The following is a 17,735-nucleotide window of genomic DNA, read 5'->3' as shown; positions in this document are numbered from 1 at the left end:
CTGGCGGTGTGCAACCGGTGATGGCGACCTATGCAGCAGATGAAGCCTTCAGCCTGCGCAACCCTTCTTCGATGCTGACCTGCGGCACATAGCCGAAATCACGGCGCGCCGGCTCCATGCTGTACCAGTGCGGCGTGCACAGCTGCTCAGCCAGGAAGCGGGTCAGCGGCGGCTCGCCCCGCAGGCGCAGCAGCGGCCACAGCCGTTCGCAGATCGCGCCGATGCGATAGGCGGTCTTGAAGCTGATCGCCTTGTCCACGGTCGGCGCAGCCACGGCCTGCAGCAGCTTGTTGACCAGCTCGCGCATCGGCAGGGGTTCGCCATTGGAAATGAAGTAGGCCTTGCCCGCGCATGCCGCGCCCGGTGCCAGCGCCTCGAAGGCGAGGAAATGCGCCAGCGCGGCGTTGTCGATGTAAGTGGTATCGACCTTGTTGCTGCCATCGCCCACCAGGCGCAGGCGCCCCTGCCGTGCACGCTCGGCCAGGCGCGGTACCAGCTGCTGGTCACCCGGTCCCCAGATCAGGCGCGGGCGCAGTGCCACCGTCGCCAGCGTGGCATCGTTGGCCGCCAGCACGCGCTGCTCGGCGATCGCCTTGGTCGCCGCATACGGCGCCTGGAAATCCTCGCCGTACGGCACTTCGTCGGCACCCAGGCCCTCCACCGGATGGGTGGCGCGGTGGGTCACGCTGGGCGTGGAGGTGTACACCAGCCGGGTAATGCCGTGCGCACGGCAGGCCGCGATGACGTTGTCGGTGCCGACCACGTTGGCCTGGTGGTAGCTGTCATAGCTGCCCCACGCGCCGGCCTTGGCGCCGTTGTGGAACACCGCATCGACGCCGGCCACCGCATGCAGCACCGCCTGCGCATCGGCCAGGTCGCCGCGGATCTGGCCCACGCCCAGGGCCTGCAGCTGCGGGTAGTGGCTGCGGTTGAACGCCAGCACCTGGTGGCCACGCTCGACCAGCCCGCGGCACAGCGCCTGGCCAAGGAAACCACCACCACCGGTGACCAGGATCTTCATGCGCGCTTCTCCAGTTCTGCGCTGGCCCAGACGGCGAGCTTCTCGCGACCGATCTTGGCGTTGTGACGGATATCGACGGGGAACGCCGGATGCACCAGGAAATGCTGCAGGCCTGCGTCGGGCAGGCGCGCGGCGGCCTTGGCGCGCAGAGCGTCCTGCAGTGCCGGGCTGTCAGCCTGGCCGCGCTGCAGCTCCACGCACAGCACCGGCACCTGCGCGCCCGCGGCCCCCACGCCGACCAGCGCCGTGCGCGCCACGCCCGCTACGGTGTTGAACACCGGCTCGACCTGCTCGGTGTACAGCGGCCCGCGCGCGGTCTCCACGCGCTGCGTCTTGCGCCCGCAGAACCACAGGCGGCCCTGCGCATCGAAGTAACCGACGTCGCCCATGCGATGCACGATGCGGGTGCTGCCATCGGCCAGGGTCTCGCCGATCTTCGCTGCTGCGGTTGCCTGCGGGCGATTGAAATAGCTGTCGGTCGCGGTCGGTCCGGCCACGGTGATCTCGCCCACCTCACCGGTGGCCAGCACCCGCACCTGCGACCAGTCGGCCAGCGCGGCGTCATCGATGGCGATGATGCGCACGTCGTTCGGTTCGACCACGCTGCCCACGCAGGTCCCGGCGCCGGCCTCGGTTGCGGCGCGGGTGCGCTCCAGTTCGCGGCCTTCGACCACCGCTACCGGCAGGCACTCGGTAGCGCCATAGGGGGTCCAGAACTGCGCATCGGCCGGCAGCAGGCCGCGGATGGTGGCGACCACGTCCGGTGGCACCGGCGCGCCGGCCGAAGTCACCCGGGTGACCGTCGGCAGCGGCCGGCCATGCCTGGCCAGCACCCGCATCAGCGCCGGCGAACCGAACAGCTGGGTAATCCCGAAACGCTGGATGGCATCGTGCAGGCGAGCCGGGTCGGCCTGCGCCGGCCGCGTCGGGTCCATGTCCGGGATCACCGAGGTCAGGCCCAGCGCCGGATCGAACAGCGCGAATGGCGGGAAGGTCGGCAGGTCCACCCCACCTGCCTCCATGCCGAACGCACGGCCCAGCAGCTCGATCTGGCCGACAAAGTGGCGGTGGCGATAGACCACGCCCTTGGGCACGCCGGTTGAGCCGCTGGTGAACAGGATCGCGGCCATGTCCTCGCCCTCGGTGGCGGCCAGCATCGGCCCCCCCTTGGCGCCGGCACGTTCCAGCGCGGCCAGGGTGGTGCCGCCCCAGCCGAGGCGGCGGCCCACGGTGACCAGGCGTGTCGCCGACGGTGCCCAGCGCAGCAGCAGCCGCGCCACATGGGCCAGCGGGATGCCGATGAAGGCCTCCGGCTGCGCCTCGTCCAGGCACTGCTTCAGTGCACGCCGGTCGATGCCGGGGTCGACCAGCACCGGCACCGCTCCCAGCTTGAACAGGGCGAACATCAGCAGGAAGAACTCCGGCGACGGCCGCACCATCACCACCGTGCGCACGCCACGACCGATCCCATAGCCGGCCAGGCCGGCAGCCATGGCGTCGCTACGGGCATCGAGCTGGCGGTAATCCAGGGTCACGTCGTATGCGGCCATGCCGTTGCCGGCGCCGCGGCGGCCGGGGCAGCGGATGGCGATCTGGTCGGGGCGTTCACGCGCCAGTTCAGGCAAACGGGCGGCAATGTTGCAGGGTCGGTTCATCCGTTCATTGTCGCCGCTTACGGAATTTCTTGCGCGGCGGCCCACTTCGTGGAAAATCCGCACCCTCGTTCCTGATTCCGACTGCCGCCCGGGGCGGCTTGCCCATGCAACATCCCTGCATGACCTGCGGCGCCTGCTGCACCCAATACCGCGTGGCCTTCCACTGGATGGAGTCGGACGAGGTCACCCCCGGCGGCGTGCCGCACCAGCTGACCGAAGTGCTCGACCCGCACCGCCTGTGCATGCGTGGCACCCACTCCAAACCGGTGCGCTGCGTGGCACTGGATGCGCAGATCGGCGTGTATTCACGCTGCACCATCCACCCCAACCGGCCCAGCGTGTGCCGCGAGGTGGATGCATCGTGGGAGTACGGCAAGGCCAGCCCGCAGTGCGACAAGGCGCGCATCGCCTATGGCCTGGATCCGTTGACGCTGGCGGACTGGCGCTGGCGCGACGAGGCCGACAACGACGACGATCACCCCGACGACAACGGCAACAGTCCGTCGCCGCAGGCGCCGGTCGCGGCGTAGTGGTAGTGCCGGCCGCGGGCCGGCAACCTCATCAACCCTTCGGGTGTGCCGACCAACGGTCGGCACCTACCCCTTCCTCTTCCGGTGGGTGCCGACCGTTGGTCGGCACACCGATCAGATCGGGTTCGCGTCAAGGAACGCGCGGATCTCCGGCACCAGCACTTCGTGCTTGTCTTCCAGCACGTAGTGGCCGGCGTCCTCGAAGGCGTGTACCTGGGCCCGCGGCAGCGCGGCCTGGAAGCCCTTCAGGAAATGATGGTCGAACACGAAGTCGCGCAGGCCCCAGCCGAGGAAGGCCGGGCGGTCGGCGAACGACGGCAGCGCCTTGCCGGCACGCTCCAGCAGTGACCACGCCTGGTCGGCCGGCGACAGCGGAATGTCCTGCATGAAGCGGATGGTGCTGATCCGGTTCGCCCAGTTGTTGTACGGCGAGACGTAGGCGCGGCGCACGTCGGCCGGCATCCTGCGCTCCACGCCCAGCCACGAGGCACCGGACGAGAAGGCGTTGAAGGTGCGGATGATCCACTCACCGATCCTCCAGTGGCGGCCCAGCGCGATCTGCCACGGCATCTTCTTCGCTGCCGGCATCGGGAACGCGGCGGTGTTGAGCACCACCAGGCGCTTGACCTGCTCGTGGTGCGACAACGCCCAGCCGAAGCCGATCATGCCGCCCCAGTCGTGCACCGCCAGGGTCACCGGGCCGGTGATGCCCAGGTGCTTCAGCAGTGCGTCGAGATCGTCCACGCGCGACTGCAGCGTGTACGCGTAGCGGCTGTCATCGGGCTTGTCCGACAGGCCCATGCCGATGTGGTCCGGCACGATGCAGCGGTAGCGGTCCGACAGGCCGGCCACCAGCGTGCGCCAGTAATAGCTCCACGACGGGTTGCCGTGCACCATCACCACCACCTCGCCATCGCGCGGGCCTTCGTCGAGATAGTTCATCGACAGGCCGGGACGGACCTCGAAGCGCTGCGGGTGGGCGGGGTAACCGGGAAGATCGCGCATGCGGAGCACCTAGGGAGAATCGCGGCGCGGGTAGAGCCGAGCCGATGCTCGGCTGCTCTCCGGTCAGGCCGCGGAAAAGCCGCGCTGCGCGCGTAAGCCGAGCATGGGCTCGGCTCTACAGGAAACCGGGCCGGGCCTGGGCCCGGCGCTACAGGGAGTCTGGCGGAACAGTCTTACCAGACCACTTCGGCCATCGAGCAGTTCAGGCCCGAGCCGATGCCCAGAAGCGCGATGCGGTCGCCCTTCTTCAGCTTGCCCAGCTGCTTGAGCTTGCTCAGCACGATCGGCACCGAGGCCGGGCCGATGTTGCCGTGCTCGCCGAAGATGGTCATGACCTTCTTCGGGTCGATGCCGAAGTTCTTGATGAACGCGGCGGTGTGCGGCTGGCTGACCTGGTGGATCACGAACTGGTCCAGCTCTTCCACTGCCCAGCCCAGCGCGATCTTGGCGGCGCTGAAGGTCTTCTGGGCCAGCTTGATGCCTTCGATCAGCAACAGGCGGGTGTCGGTGACCATGCGGTCCAGGTTGCCCAGGCACAGCTGGTTCCACTCGGTGGCCGAGCGGGTCACGCCGCCCTTGTAGCGCGGGGCGTCCGGCACCAGCTCCGAGCGCGCCATCACCATCGCGGCGGCGCCCGAACCGGTGGTCAGCGCGGCCAGTTCGTTGCGGAAATCGTCGGCGGTGACGTCCGGCGCGGTCATCCGCTCCAGGGTCTTCTCGTACACCAGGTTGGCGGTCTCGCCATCCACCACCAGCGCATAGTCGATGTCGCCGCGCTCGATCATGCGCGCGGCGATATCCATGCCGTTGATGAAGGCCAGGCAGGCATTGGCGACATCGAAGGTCATGCACTCGTCGCTGACGCCGAGGTTGCCCGACACGATGGAGGCCGTGGACGGCTCCAGGTAATCGCGGCTGACCGAGGTGTTGACCAGCAGGCCGACCTGGGTCGCGGTGATGCCCGCGTCTTCCAGCGCCTTGCGGCCGGCCATGGTGGCGGCGTCCGAGGCCAGCACGCCGTTATCCCACAGGCGGCGTGCGTGGATGCCGGCGATATCGCCGAGCACGTCGGTGCGGATGCCGAGACGATCCAGCGTCGGCTGCAGCCGTTCGTTGATTTCCTTGGTCGTCAGCGTATGCGGCGCGTCGACGTGTGCCAGGCCGGCGATCGAGACATTCTTGAAGAGCATCGAGGTTAGCGCCAAGGCTCAGGCAAAAGGGGGCGCTATTCTATAACCCCCGGGCTTTCACCGCATCTTTACGAATTCAGCCTTGCCCGTATGGTGAAGGGTTCAGCGCGGCGGGCACTGGAACGCGGCGAAGCGCTGGCTGCCATCGGCCGGGGCGGCGGCAGCCTGCACGGCGTTGGCGCCGGCGCTCGGGGCCTCGTTGCGGGCCAGGGTTTCCAGCTCTTCCTGCACGCGCAGCGGGTTGCGGTTGTAGAAGCCGACCTTGCTCTTCACGGTCACCACCACCTCGCCCTTGGCGATGCAGCCGGCCGGAACCGGGCCTGCCGGCAGCACGCGGGTCGCCTTGCCGGCCGGTTCGATCGGCACCCAGGTGCAGGCGGTGACGGTGAGCAGCAGGGAGGAAAGCAGCAGAACGCGCATGGGCAGATCCTGGAAGGGTATGGAGGGGATTCTGCCTGAACAGCCTGAATCGGGGGTAGCCCGCCAGGGGCCGGATGCCCTGAAAGGGGCTCTGACCCCGGCGCGAGGTTGCCGGCCGGGGGTCGGATCCCCGAAGGGGCTCTGACCCCGGCGCGAGGTTGCCGGCCAGCGGCCGGCACTACCCGGGTTGGCCTGCCCGCCGGGGCGGGCAGGCACCTCCCTTATTTCTTGACCGGGTTGCCTTCGGCGTCGATCACCGTCACCTCGCCCAGGTTCAGCGCGCGCACGGCCGCTTCGGTCTGCTTGAGGTCACCCACCACTACCCAGGTCAGTGCCTGCGGCTTGATCTCGGCCGCCGCCTGCTGCACCTGCGCCGGGGTCATGGCCTCGATCTCCGCCTTGCGGCGCAGCACGTAGTCATCCGGGCGCTTGAACTGCACGATCGAACCGATCGTTGCCGCCACCGCACTGGCGGTCTCGTAGGCGCCAGGCAGGCTCAGCGTCTGGATGTTGCGGATGCGGTTGACCTCGGCGGCGGTGGCCGGCTTGCTGCCATCGGCGAACGCGGCGATTTCCTTGCGCATTTCCGCCATCGCCGGGCCGGTCTTGTCGATCTGCACCGGTGCGCTGGCCATCCACGGGCGCTGGCCCACGGAATTGATCGCGCTGCTGCGCGCACCGTATGACCAGTGCTTGTCCTCGCGCAGGTTCATGTTCAGGCGCGAGGTGAAGTCGCCGCCGATCACGCCGTTGGCGATGTCGAAGCGGGTCGAGCTGGCCGCGCTGGAGGGCGCCACCACCTGGCCGGCGAACAGATTGGCCTGCACCGCGCCGGGCTGGTCGATCAGGAACACGCGCGGGCCCTTCGGCAGTGCTACGTCGGTGGCCGCCTTTACCTGCGGTGCCTCGCCGCTCGCCTTCCAGTCGGCCAGCTGCTTGTCCAGCAGCGGCACGATCTCCGCCAGGGTGGTGTCACCGACCACGATCAGGGTGCCGTTCTGCGGGCGCAGCCAGTCGTGGTGGAAATCGACCAGGTCCTCGCGGGTCAGCCCGTTGATCGCCGCTTCGTCGCCGCTGCCGGTGAACGGAATGGCGTACGGATGGCCCTTGCCGTACAGCAGCGGCGGCAGCACGCGCATCGCCACCGCCCCCGGATTGACCTTCTCCTGCTGGATGCCGGCGATCCAGGTGGCCTTGACGCGGTCGATCTCGCCCTGCTCGAAGCGCGGTTCACGCAGCAGGCTGGCGTACAGCGCCAGCGACGGCGCCAGGTTCTCCTTCAATGCCGACAGGTCAACGCTCATCGAATCCAGGCCGGCCGACGCATCCAGGCTCGCGCCCAGTGCATCGGCGGCATCGGCGAAGGCCAGCGAACCGAGCTTGCCGGCGCCTTCGGTCATCAGGCTCATGGTGAAGTTGGCGGTGCCCGGCTTGCGGCCCTGGTCGGCACTGAAGCCGCCCGGGAACTGGTAGCTGAACTGCACCACCGGAATCTCATGGCGCTCGGCCAGGATCACCTGGGTGCCGTTCTTCAGCGTGGCGCGCTGCAGCGCCGGGAACTTCAGCTGCGGGAATTCGCGGGTCTGCGGTACACCCGCCTTGCGGTCGACCTGTTCCGGCAGGGTGCTGTACTTCGGGTCCACCGCCGGCACGTTGAACGGCTTCGGCGCCTGGCTCGGGTCTTCCTGCAGCGCCACGCGATCACCGGGTGCGATCACCAGGGTGTGGCTGCCCTTGTCCAGCCACTGCGCGCCCAGCCGGCTGAGGTCGGCGGCGCTGGCCTTTTCGATGTTGGCCAGCGAGGTACGGAAACAGCCCGGGTCGCCGGTGAAGACCGCGCACTCGGCCAGCGCGTCGGCCTTGCCGCCGAAGCCACCGATGCGCTCGATGCCGCGGATGAAGCCGGCGCGGACACCGGTCTTGGCCCGCTCCAGCTCGGCCGCGGTCGGGCCCTGCTTGATCAGCCGGTCGAGTTCCTCATCGATGATTTTCTCGACCTTGGCCGGGTCCTGGCCCTGCTTGACCGTGGCCATGACCACGAAGTTGGACCCCAGCTGCGAGGGCGACAGGCCCGCGGCGATGCTGTCCACCAGCTTGTCCTGGTGCTGCAGGCGCTGGCTCAGGCGCGAAGACTTGGCACCGCCCAGCACCTGCGCGAACAGCTGCAGCTGATCGACATCGCGGGTGCCGACCTGCGGCACGTTCCAGGCGCGGTAGATGCGTGCCTGCGGCACCTTGTCGGTCATCGTCTCGCGGGTATCGGCGCTGCGCTTGGCCACGTTCACCGCCGGCTGCGCCATGGTCGGGCCGGCCGGGATGCTGCCGAAGTAGCGGGCCACCTTCTCCTTGGCCGTGGCCAGGTCGATGTCACCGGCCAGCACCAGCACCGCATTGTTCGGGCCATACCAGGTGCGGAACCAGGTCTTCACGTCGTCCAGCGACGCCGCGTTGAGATCGTTCATCGACCCGATCACGCTGTGGTGGTACGGGTGCCCGGCCGGATACATCGCCTTGTTGAGCTGGTCCCACGCCTGCCCATAGGGCTGGTTCTCGCCCTGGCGCTTCTCGTTCTGCACCACGCCACGCTGCTCGTCCAGCGCCGCCTGGTCGATCGCGCCGACCAGGTGGCCCATGCGGTCCGATTCCATCCACAGCGCCATGTCCAGCGCGGTGGTCGGCACGTTCTCGAAGTAGTTGGTGCGGTCGGTATTGGTGGTGCCGTTCTGGTTGGTGGCACCCACCTGCTTGAACGGCTCGAAGAATTCGCCGTCGTGGTTCTCGCTGCCCTGGAACATCAGATGCTCGAACAGGTGCGCGAAGCCGGTGCGGCCGGCGGGTTCGTCCTTGCTGCCCACGTGGTACCAGACGTTGACCGCGACGATCGGCGCCTTGCGATCGGTATGCACGATCACGCGCAGGCCGTTGGGCAGGGTGAACTGCTCATACGGGATATCGACCTTGGCCGGTGCCGCCGGCTTGGCGGCCAGCACGGGGGTGGGCGCAAGCGTGCCCAGGGCGGTGCTGAGGGCGACAGCCAGCAGTGCAGCGCGCGGGCGAAGGGCGAAAGACATATCCAGATCCTTGGTCACATAGGTGAACCCCGATCCTAGCGTGCGCACGCAATGGCCGGAATCGGTCGGCAGTCACTGGGGGTATTTGTCCCTGTGCCCCATCCGCGCCCCATCCACGCCGCCTCATTGCCATGCGGCAGGCGGTCACATGCACCGGCGGCCATCGTCCGGACAGTGTCCGCGGCCCATCGAATGGACAGGTGTCCGCCCAGCGGACACTTTCAGAAGCAGGAAAAAGCCTTGTAAATCAATGGTTAAAAGTTGGCACGGGGATTGCTTGGTAATTCCTGCGCCAGGAAGGGCTTCAGACAAAAGCTGACTGAAGACTGAACAAAAGCAGGAAACTGAAAATTTTCCTTGCAAGCCCAGAATTGGTGTACTACCTTACTACCACACCACTGATCACCAACACTAAACAGGCCCCGTCATGAACGCCAAGACCATTGCCATCGCTATCGCCCTGATCGCCGGCACCGCGGTTGTTTCGTCGGTGCAGGCCTCCACCCCGCTCAAGACCCTGGACACCGTGCAGGTCCGCCCGGCCGCCGACCAGCTGGCCCAGCAGGCCTGGGAACGCGCCAGCGGCATCCCGACCCTGGCCACCGTGGAAGTGCGCCCGAGCGCAGACCAGCTGGCCGAGCGCAGCGGCTACGTCGCCGCCCCGGTCGCCGCCGCGATGCCGATCACCACGCTGGCCTCGGTGGAAGTGCGCCCGAGCCTGGAACAGCGCGTCGCCCTGGCCGCCGAACTGGAAGCCCAGCGCTACGCCGCCACCCTGGCCGCCGCGGCCACCAACGTCGCCCACTCGGTCATCGTCAACCTGCCGGCCCTGCAGGTGCGCCCGAGCGCCGCCGATCTGCAGGCCCTGGCCACCGAAACCGCCCAGGTCCTGCTGCGCCCGTAACCGGTGCCACCCTGCCCCGCGCAGGGCGTGCGCCGTAAAGGCGGCAGCCGTCGCAGGTACACTGCGCCGATGAATGCCGCGCCCCAGTTCCACGTGATCCTGTTCCAACCGGAAATCCCGCCCAACACGGGCAATGTGATCCGGCTCTGCGCCAACACCGGCGCGCAGCTGCACCTGGTCGAGCCACTCGGCTTCGCACTGGAAGACAAGCAGCTCAAGCGCGCCGGCCTGGACTACCACGAGTATTCGCGCCTGCAGGTCCATCCGGACCTGGACACCGCGCTGGCGCGGATCGCGCCCAAGCGCCTGTTCGCCCTCAGTACCCGGGCCAGCGTCCGCTACGACAGCGTGGCGTTCGAAGACGGCGATGCGTTCCTGTTCGGCCCGGAAAGCCGCGGCCTGCCGCAGGACATCCTCGATGCCCTGCCCGATGGGCGCCGACTGCGCCTGCCGATGCGGCCGGACAACCGCAGCCTCAATCTTTCCAACACCGTCGCCGTGGTGATGTACGAGGCGTGGCGGCAGCATGGGTTTGCCGGCGGCCAGTAGATCCACGCCATGCGTGGATGATCATCGGGTAGCTGCCACCCTGGGTCGGCACCGCAGCGCCAACCCAGGGTGGCGACGACCGCCATGACAGTAGATCCACGCCATGCGTGGATAGCCGTCAGTGCGTGGATAGCCGTCAGAACGCGTTGATGCCGGTCAACTCGCGGCCGATCACCAGCTGGTGCACGGTCTCGGTGCCTTCATAGGTGATCACCGATTCCAGGTTCAGCGCATGGCGGATCGCCACGTGCTCGGTGGTGATGCCGGCGCCGCCCAGCAGGTCACGGCATTCGCGCGCGATATCGATGGCCATGCGGCAGTTGTTCCACTTGGCCAGGCTGACCTGCTGCGGCTGCAGCTGGCCGGCTTCCTTCAGGCGCCCCAGCTGCAGCGCCAGCAACTGTGCGGTGGTGATCCGGCGGGCCATCTCGGCCAGCTTGATCTGCGCGCTCTGCGTGGCCGCCAGCGGGCGGCCGAACAGCACGCGCTCCTTGGCATAGCCCAGCGCTTCATCCAGGCAGGCGATGGCAGCCCCGATCGGGCCCCAGCTGATGCCGTAGCGGGCCTGGGTCAGGCAGCCCAGCGGTCCCTTCAGGCCCTTCACGTTGGGCAGGCGATGGCTGTCAGGCACCCGCACGTCGTCGAAGTACAAGGCGCCGGTCAACGACGCGCGCAGGCTCATCTTGTGCTTGATTTCCTGGGTGGTGAAGCCGGCCATGCCCTTCTCCAGCACGAAGCCCTGGATGCCGTCCTCGGTCTGCGCCCAGACGATGGCCAGGTCGGCCACCGGACCGCTGGTGATCCACATCTTGCTGCCGCTGATGCGCCAGTCACTGCCATCGCGCACCGCACGGGTCTTCATGCTGGCCGGATCGGAACCGCCGTGCGCCTCGGTCAGGCCGAAACAGCCGATCAGCTCACCGCGCGCCATCGCCGGCAGCCATTGCTGGCGCTGTTGCTCGCTGCCATAGGCATAGATCGGGTACATGCACAGCGAGCTCTGCACCGAGACAAAACTGCGCAGGCCCGAATCGCCACGCTCCAGTTCCTGGCAGATCAGGCCATAGCTGACCGGACCCAGGTCGCCACCGCCGTACTCGGCCGGCAGGGTGGCCCCGAGCAGGCCAAGCGAGGCGATCTCCGGCACCAGTTCGGCGGGGAAGCGGGCCTGGTCGAAGGCATCGCCGATGATCGGCAGCACGCGTTCGTTGGTGAAGCGGGCGACGCTCTCCTGCACGGCGCGCTCTTCCTCGTTGAGCAGGGAACGGACATCGAACAGATCGTACGGATGCAAAGCCATGGCACTCACGCGCAGTCAGGACGCAGCCATTGTCGGTCATCCGGCCAGAGCGTGCCGACCCGGGTCGGCGCCCACCGGAGCTGCGGCTCTACGCTGCACTGCAGCAATCGCGACGTGAACATCGGCGATCTAGCTGGATCCGGCGCGTCCCGGTACCCTGACACATTCAAACAACCGTTTCGCCGTGGCCGCACGCGCGATTCCCAGGCAACCGCCGGTGGCCCCGATGCCGGCACTACCCACGAGTCATGCAATCGATGAGCGCTGAAGCCAACGCCCTGCCCCCGCGTGAAGTAATGGAGTTCGACGTGGTGATCGTCGGCGCCGGCCCCGCCGGCCTGGCCACCGCGATCCGCCTGCGCCAGCGCGCGATCGAAGCCGGCCGTGAGCTGTCGGTGTGCGTGCTGGAGAAAGGCTCCGAACCGGGCGCGCATGTGCTGTCCGGCGCCGTGATGGATCCGCGCGCCCTGACCGAACTGTTCCCCGACTGGGCCGAGCGCGGCGCACCGCTGAAGCAGAAGGTCACCCGCGACGAATTCCTGTTCCTCAGCGAAACCGGCGCACGCAGCACGCCCAACGCGCTGCTGCCGGAGTGCTTCCACAACGAAGGCAACTACATCATCAGCCTCGGTGAAGTGACCCGCTGGCTGGCGCAGCAGGCCGAAGCGCTGGAGGTGGCGATCTTCCCCGGTTTTGCCGCGGCCGAGGTGCTGTTCGGCGACAACGGTGAAGTGATCGGCGTGGCCACCGGCGACATGGGCATCGAGAAGGACGGCAGCATCGGCCCGGCGTTCGAGCGCGGCATGGCGCTGCAGGCCAAGTACACCATCTTCGCCGAAGGCGCGCGTGGCCACCTTGGCCGCCAGCTGATCGCCCGCTACCGGTTGGACGAAGGCAAGGACCCGCAGTCCTACGGCATCGGCATCAAGGAACTGTGGCAGATCGACCCCGCCAAGCATGAGCCGGGCCTGGTGGTGCATGCCGCCGGCTGGCCGCTGGACAGCGACACCTACGGCGGCGCGTTCCTGTACCACGCCGACGGCGGCAAGGTCGCGATCGGCTACGTGGTCGGCCTGGACTACCGGAACCCGTGGCTGAGCCCGTTCGAGGAGTTCCAGCGCTTCAAGACCCACCCGCAGATCCGCAAGCACCTGGAAGGCGGTACCCGCATCGGTTACGGCGCACGCGCGATCACCGCCGGTGGCCTGCTGTCGCTGCCGAAGACCGTGTTCCCCGGTGGCGCGCTGGTCGGCTGCGAGGCCGGCTACCTCAACGCCAGCCGCATCAAGGGCAGCCACGCCGCGATCAAGACCGGCATGCTGTGCGCCGACGCCGCCTTCGATGCCCTGGCCGCTGACCGCCAGCATGATGAGCTGAGTGACTATCCGACGGCCTTCGAGGCCAGCTGGCTGTTCACCGAGCTGCAGCAGGCCAAGAACTTCAAGCAGTGGTTCAAGAAGGGCCAGACCGTGGCCACGTTGATGACCGGCGTGGAGCAGTGGCTGCTGCCGAAGCTGGGTGTGCGCAATCCGCCGTGGACCCTGCACCGCACCGTGCCGGACCATGCCTGCCTGGAGCCGGCGGCCAAGCACACCCGCATCGCCTACCCGAAGCCTGACGGCGTGCTGACCTTCGATCGCCTCAGCTCGGTGTTCCTGAGCAGCACCAACCACGACGAGAACCAGCCCAGCCACCTGACGCTGAAGGACCCCAGCATCCCGGTGAAGGTGAACCTGGCCGAGTACGCCGGCCCGGAAGCACGCTATTGCCCGGCCGGCGTGTACGAATTCGTCGGTGAAGGCAACGACGCCCGCCTGCAGATCAACGCGCAGAACTGCGTGCACTGCAAGACCTGCGATATCAAGGACCCGACCCAGAACATCGTCTGGGTGACCCCGCAGGGCGGCGGCGGCCCGAACTACTCGGGCATGTGATTGCCCCGGGCTGCGACCGCGTGTCGCAGCCCCGCTGCCCGCTCGCTTCGCTATCCTGCCCGCCCATGCGTGCCTGCTGCCTGCTCATCGCCGTCGTCGTCAGCCTGGCCGCCGCGGCCTGCCAACGCCCGCCTGCGCCACCGGCCACGCCCGAGCAGGCGCGCCAGCAGGCCATGCAGCGTGCGTTCGAGCTGTGCGCCGGCTGCCATACCGTGCAGCCCGGCGGCATCCATCGCTTCGGGCCCAACCTGCACGGCGTGATCGGCCGCCGTGCGGGCAGCCTGCCCGACTACGGCTATTCCGACGGCATGCGCCGAGCCGACATCATCTGGTCCGCGCAGACCCTGGATACCTTCCTGCAATCGCCCACCCACCTGGTGCCGGGTACCCGCATGTACAACGCCTTCCCCAGTGCCGAACGCCGCGCCCTGGTGATCGCCTACCTGCAACAGCAGTCGGCTCAGTGAGGCACCTTGCGCAGCTGCTCCCGCAGCTGCGCCGCGAAGTCCTCCACGTCCGCAAACAACGGCACCGTATCGGTTTCGGCCGCGTCCTCGAGCCGTTCGACCAGCGCATTGGCCTGCTCGGACAGTCCCGTGGCGCCCACCGTTCCCAGGCCGCCACTCATGCGATGCAGGCGCAGCCCGGCCTCCACGCGGTCACCGGCCTGCAGCGCGCGCTGCAGCTCCGCCAGATCCTGTTCAGTGGTCGACAGCAGGCTCTCGCGCAGCTGCGTCGCCAACGCCCCTGAACCAAAGCACTGCATCAGGCTGGCAAGCTCCGGAAGCATCACCCCGTCGTCGGCTTCCGGCGCTTCCGGCGCTTCCGCCACTTCTGCTTCCCCTGCTTCTTCGCTCTCCACCAGTTCCTCCAAGGGCACGCCCAGTATCCCCGGCAACCAGCGCATCATCGCTGCGCGCAGTGCCTGCACTGACAGTGGCTTGGCCAGGACTTCGTCCATGCCTGCTTCACGGCAACGACGCGCATCGTCGTCCAGCACGCTGGCGGTCAATGCCAGCACGGTCAGCCGTGGTTGCCCGGTGCGCTCCTCGCGCTCGCGCAGCAGGCGGGCGAAGCTGAAGCCGTCCAGCACCGGCATCCGGCAATCGGTGATGACCAGATCGAAATGCTCCGATGCCACGCGATCCAGTGCCTGCTGGCCATCGCCCACCAGCACGTGCGGCAGGCCCATCTGCTGCATCCGCCAGACCATCATCACCTGGTTGGTCGGGTGGTCCTCGATTACCAGCACGCGCGCCTCACGCAACACGTCTGGCAGCTTCATGTCCTCATCCTGCTCGGCCGCCAGCGCTTGAGCATCGCTCATCGACGCTTCCACCAGCGACAGGCGCACCTCGGCACAGGTGCCCTCGCCCAGGGTGCTGCGCAGATCCAGCTCACCCTCCATCAGCGCGACCAGGCGTCGGCAGATGCTCAGGCCGAGACCCGAACCGCCGTGGTCGCGCTGGATATAGGCACCGGCCTGGGTGAACGGCTCGAACAGCTGCTGCAGCTGTTCCGGGGCAATGCCGATGCCGGTGTCGATCACGCGCAGGCGCAGCGGCTGGCGTCCCTCCTCCGTGGTCGGTCCCAGCACGTCCACCTGCAGCCGCACCTCGCCCTGCGAGGTGAACTTGATGGCATTGCCGAGCAGGTTGAACACGACCTGGCGCAGGCGCACGCCATCAAACTCATGCGCCGGCGCCAGTCGCGGATCGATCTGCACGTGCAGCGCCAGGCCACGCGCGCTGGCCGCCGTGGAAAACATGCGGAACACACTCTCCAACGCCGCCCGCAACGACTGCGGCGCGGGCTCCAGGCGCAGCGCGCCGGCCTCCAGCCGCGAGTAATCGAGAATGTCGTCGAGGATCTGCCGCAGCATCTGTGCCGAGTCTTCGATCACGTCGAGGATGCGCTTCTGCTCGAGGTCCAGCGGCGAATGCGCCAGCACTTCCAGCATGCCCAGCACGCCACTCATCGGCGTGCGGATCTCATGGCTCATGGTCGCCAGGAAGCGCGACTTGGCCTCGGTGGCCTGTTCGGCCTCGGCCTTGGCGACGCTCAGCGCGTCGGCCTGCGCATGGGCCTCGCTCACATCCACCCAGTAGCCACTCCAGGTCACCGCGCCGGCGTCCGCCGCATACGGCTGGGCCTGGCTGCGTATCCAGCGCGGGCCGGGGCCGGCGTCGGCGGCGCGCAGCCGGAACTCGAGGCTCAACGGCGCGAACTGGTGCGCGGCCTGTTCGACGGCCTGCAGGATGCGGGCACGGTCCTCCTCTTCGATGCGTTCCAGCAGGCACTTCGCATCCTGCTCGGCCTGCTGCCGGCTGATCCCGAACAAGGCCTGCAGGTCGCCGCCGATGAACGGGAAACTGAGCGTGCCGTCGACCTCCCGTCGCGCCTGGTAGACCACGGCGGGAAGGTTGTCAGTGACTTCGGCCAGGCGTTGTTCCACATGGCGCCGCCCGGCCACTTCACGGCGCAGGCGCCAGTAGCCGACGGCATGTACCAGCAGGGCGGTCAGCAGCACCAGCAACAGCGGCAGGCCCCAGCGCAGCACGCGCTTCCAGTCGATGCCACTGTGGTACTCGACCGCCAGCCAGTCGCCACGCAGCGCCTCCTGCTTGCGCGATGACATCTGCAGCAGCAGGCGGTCGAAGGTGGTCGCCAGCGCCGCATGGCGGCGCTCCACTGCCAGTACCAGCTGATCGTTGAAGCCGGCAGGTGCCGCTACCTGCAGCCGGCCCGGAAAACGGCTGCGCAGCAGATGGTCAACCAGCGCCAGGTTGCCCACATAGGCGTCGGCTTCGCCATCGAGCAGCCGCTGCAGTGCCTGCTCGGTACTGCGCGCGGCGATGATCCTGGCCTGTGGTGCCTGCTGCAGCACGTAACCACGCACGCGTTCCGGATCGGACAGCAGTACGCGTTTGCCCTGCAGGTCCGCCAGCCCCAGCAGTGCCGGACTGTCGACGCGGCTCACGATCACGTTCGGCACGCTGATGAAGGGTTGGCTGAACACCCAGTCCGGGCCCAGGTAGCGCGAGTCGGCGGGGATGCCCATCACCGCCTGCAGCTCGCCGCGGCGGGCCTTCTCGCGCACCTCGTACCAGTCGTGGCTGTTTTCCGGCTGAAGGTTGGCGCCGGCCTGCAGCAACCGCCGCAGGTACTCGCTGGCCAGGCCGCTGGGCTGGCCATCCCGGTCAGCAAACGAGAGCGGTGCCGCATTGGGAGCAAAGCCAATCTTCAAGGGTTGTTCCAGCACCCGCTTCTCGGCCTGGCTCAGCGCCAGCTGTGCCGAGGCCGACCACCGCGGCGCTGGCAGCCAACGGTGCGCCAGTGCATCGCGCTGGGCCTGGCTGGTGGCGGCCAGGGCCAGATCCAGCGCTTCGGCCAGGGGCTGCTTGCTGTTGGGTACGCCGAAATGCAGCCGCTCCGGGGGCAGGTCGCTGGGGCGCAGCAGCACCACGCCCTGCAGGTCGCGGGTGCTGATCAGCTCGGTGGCCACATACGCGTTGCCGATGTAGACGTCAGCTTTGTCGTCTCTGACCATCTCGAGCGCCGCCAACGAGCTGTTTGCGACAAGTTGCCGGGCGCGTGGGAAACGCTCCCGCACCTGGGGACCGGTCAGGAAGTCCTGTTCGATCACCACGCGCAGCCCGTCCAGATCAGGATTATCCGAGGCGCGCAGGTCATCCGGCCGGCCCACCAGGGCCAGCGGCGCCTCGCCATAGGCGGCGGTATAGACCATGCAGCGGGTGCGGTCGGCACTCAGACCGACATTCATCACCACGTCGATCTCGCCACGACATGCCGCATCCAGCACGGAAGTCCAATCGGGATAACGACGCGCCTCGACCTTCACGCCCAATTGCCGGGCCAAAAGCGCTAGATAATCAGGGCCCAGGCCAACCTGTTGGCCATCATGCAGAGACTCGAACGGAGGCCAGCCACTGTCATATTGCCCCACGACGATGCTTGGATGCGCGGCGAGGTACTCGCGCTGCAGGGCGCTGAGCGGCAGCGGCCCGGGGCCTTGTGCCAGGGCGGCCGGCAGCATCACTATGGCCAGCAGCAGGACCAGCCCGCGAACAGCCCAGCTACGCATCAGCATCGATCTCCTAGAATCCTGTCGGGGACCGCGATGGTCGCAGTCCCG

General features: G+C 68.0%; 13 protein-coding genes. 5 read left to right on the top strand and 8 right to left on the bottom strand.

Annotated features, from left to right (window positions below; genetic code table 11):
* Positions 1-28: 28 nt before the first annotated feature.
* Both oleD and oleC read right to left on the bottom strand, forming a co-directional pair.
* Positions 29-1,021, bottom strand: a complete 993-nt coding sequence (oleD, locus tag Q0P60_RS06845) for a 2-alkyl-3-oxoalkanoate reductase (RefSeq protein ID WP_294990132.1) — start codon at positions 1,019-1,021, stop codon at positions 29-31.
* Entirely contained in the window at positions 1,018-2,676 is a 1,659-nt protein-coding gene (oleC, locus tag Q0P60_RS06840; protein ID WP_294990129.1) for an olefin beta-lactone synthetase, read from the bottom strand. Before oleC ends, oleD begins: the two co-directional genes overlap by 4 nt.
* Before the next feature lie 104 nt (positions 2,677-2,780).
* On the opposite strand from oleC, the gene Q0P60_RS06835 reads away from it, so the two are divergent.
* Positions 2,781-3,206, top strand: coding sequence for a YkgJ family cysteine cluster protein (locus Q0P60_RS06835; protein ID WP_294990126.1), 426 nt, complete (start codon positions 2,781-2,783; stop codon positions 3,204-3,206).
* A 114-nt stretch (positions 3,207-3,320) separates the two neighbouring features.
* Here the strand turns inward: Q0P60_RS06835 and Q0P60_RS06830 are convergent, their stop codons facing one another.
* The 4 genes from Q0P60_RS06830 to Q0P60_RS06815 form a co-directional block, all read right to left on the bottom strand.
* Positions 3,321-4,211: an alpha/beta fold hydrolase gene (locus Q0P60_RS06830; RefSeq protein WP_294990123.1), complete on the bottom strand. Its 891-nt coding sequence runs from the start codon at positions 4,209-4,211 to the stop codon at positions 3,321-3,323.
* 173 nt (positions 4,212-4,384) lie between these two features.
* Complete coding sequence (locus Q0P60_RS06825; protein WP_010487115.1) at positions 4,385-5,401, bottom strand: 3-oxoacyl-ACP synthase III; 1,017 nt, start codon at positions 5,399-5,401, stop codon at positions 4,385-4,387.
* Between the two features lie 102 nt (positions 5,402-5,503).
* Positions 5,504-5,821: a DUF4156 domain-containing protein gene (locus Q0P60_RS06820; protein ID WP_005407628.1), complete on the bottom strand. Its 318-nt coding sequence runs from the start codon at positions 5,819-5,821 to the stop codon at positions 5,504-5,506.
* A gap of 221 nt (positions 5,822-6,042) precedes the next feature.
* Positions 6,043-8,892, bottom strand: a complete 2,850-nt coding sequence (locus Q0P60_RS06815) for a pitrilysin family protein (RefSeq protein WP_294990120.1) — start codon at positions 8,890-8,892, stop codon at positions 6,043-6,045.
* Positions 8,893-9,319: 427 nt separating this feature from the next.
* Between Q0P60_RS06815 and Q0P60_RS06810 the strand changes: the two genes are divergently transcribed.
* Both Q0P60_RS06810 and Q0P60_RS06805 read left to right on the top strand, forming a co-directional pair.
* A complete protein-coding gene (locus tag Q0P60_RS06810; RefSeq protein WP_294990117.1) occupies positions 9,320-9,796 on the top strand; it encodes a hypothetical protein in 477 nt (158 codons plus the stop codon).
* A 69-nt stretch (positions 9,797-9,865) separates the two neighbouring features.
* Entirely contained in the window at positions 9,866-10,345 is a 480-nt protein-coding gene (locus Q0P60_RS06805) for a tRNA (cytidine(34)-2'-O)-methyltransferase (RefSeq protein ID WP_294990114.1), read from the top strand.
* Between the two features lie 136 nt (positions 10,346-10,481).
* On the opposite strand, the gene Q0P60_RS06800 is transcribed toward Q0P60_RS06805, so the two are convergent.
* Complete coding sequence (locus Q0P60_RS06800; protein WP_294990111.1) at positions 10,482-11,645, bottom strand: acyl-CoA dehydrogenase family protein; 1,164 nt, start codon at positions 11,643-11,645, stop codon at positions 10,482-10,484.
* A 257-nt stretch (positions 11,646-11,902) separates the two neighbouring features.
* Here Q0P60_RS06800 and Q0P60_RS06795 point away from each other — a divergent pair, with 257 nt between their 5' ends.
* Together Q0P60_RS06795 and Q0P60_RS06790 are read left to right on the top strand one after the other, a co-directional pair.
* Positions 11,903-13,579, top strand: a complete 1,677-nt coding sequence (locus Q0P60_RS06795) for an electron transfer flavoprotein-ubiquinone oxidoreductase (protein WP_294990108.1) — start codon at positions 11,903-11,905, stop codon at positions 13,577-13,579.
* A gap of 65 nt (positions 13,580-13,644) precedes the next feature.
* The gene (locus Q0P60_RS06790; protein ID WP_294990105.1) at positions 13,645-14,046 is read left to right on the top strand and encodes a c-type cytochrome; all 402 of its coding nucleotides are present in this window, start codon (positions 13,645-13,647) and stop codon (positions 14,044-14,046) included.
* On the opposite strand, the gene Q0P60_RS06785 is transcribed toward Q0P60_RS06790, so the two are convergent.
* Positions 14,040-17,684 carry a transporter substrate-binding domain-containing protein gene (locus tag Q0P60_RS06785; protein WP_294990102.1) on the bottom strand — a complete coding sequence of 1,215 codons (3,645 nt, stop codon included), beginning with the start codon at positions 17,682-17,684 and terminating at the stop codon, positions 14,040-14,042. The genes Q0P60_RS06790 and Q0P60_RS06785 overlap by 7 nt on opposite strands.
* Positions 17,685-17,735 lie beyond the last annotated feature (51 nt).

The organism is uncultured Stenotrophomonas sp. (assembly GCF_945952405.1).
Taxonomy (GTDB): domain Bacteria; phylum Pseudomonadota; class Gammaproteobacteria; order Xanthomonadales; family Xanthomonadaceae; genus Stenotrophomonas.
The sequence above is the reverse complement of the archived record's forward strand: the minus strand, read 5'-3'. Positions and strand labels throughout refer to the sequence as shown.